Genomic DNA, 550 nt, shown 5'->3' with positions numbered 1-550 from the left:
TCTGCCGTCATCTTGCCCGAGGCGCACAGGCGCTCGAATTCACCTTTCAGCGCGTCGAACTCCTCGCGCAGCGATTGTTTGTTGACGGTGGCCATGATCGATGCCTCACCCGGATCCGGCCTCGGCCTCGACCGCCATCATGGCCGCCAGCACCGTGAGGTGTTCCGCCCGCGGCAGTGCCCGGTAGTTCTTCCCCCAGTTCGCGGCACGGCGCCTGATGCGCTGGCGGTCGGTGAAATTCCTGCCCGCGCAGCTGGCCCAGTGCACCCGGTCGGGGGTGAAATTGAACCCGGGTTTTTCCGTGCGCACACCAGCGTGGCTCATGACCTGCAGTTCCAGCGTGCGCCAGCCCGCGAGCCGTTCGTCGTACAGGGCCGAGGGGTAGCCGGACAGGATGACATTGCAGGGCAGGGTCTTGAGCAATTCCAACAGCTCGATGTGGTCCTGTTCCTCATAGTCGAAACGGTATCTGCGCCCCGATGTACGTGTGTGATGGAGATAGGGCGGATCGCTGTAGATCAGTTCGCGACCCCCGTAGTCATACGCCGCC

1 pseudogene is annotated in these 550 nt (G+C 63.6%); it reads right to left on the bottom strand.

Going from position 1 to position 550, the window contains the following annotated elements:
* Positions 1-105: 105 nt before the first annotated feature.
* Positions 106-550: pseudogene (locus ACOCD2_RS25610) on the bottom strand (DNA methylase); the annotation flags it as partial.

This window comes from Thiolapillus sp., assembly GCF_048562965.1.
Taxonomy (GTDB): Bacteria; Pseudomonadota; Gammaproteobacteria; order Chromatiales; family Chromatiaceae; genus Thiolapillus; species Thiolapillus brandeum_A.
The sequence above is the reverse complement of the archived record's forward strand: the minus strand, read 5'-3'. Positions and strand labels throughout refer to the sequence as shown.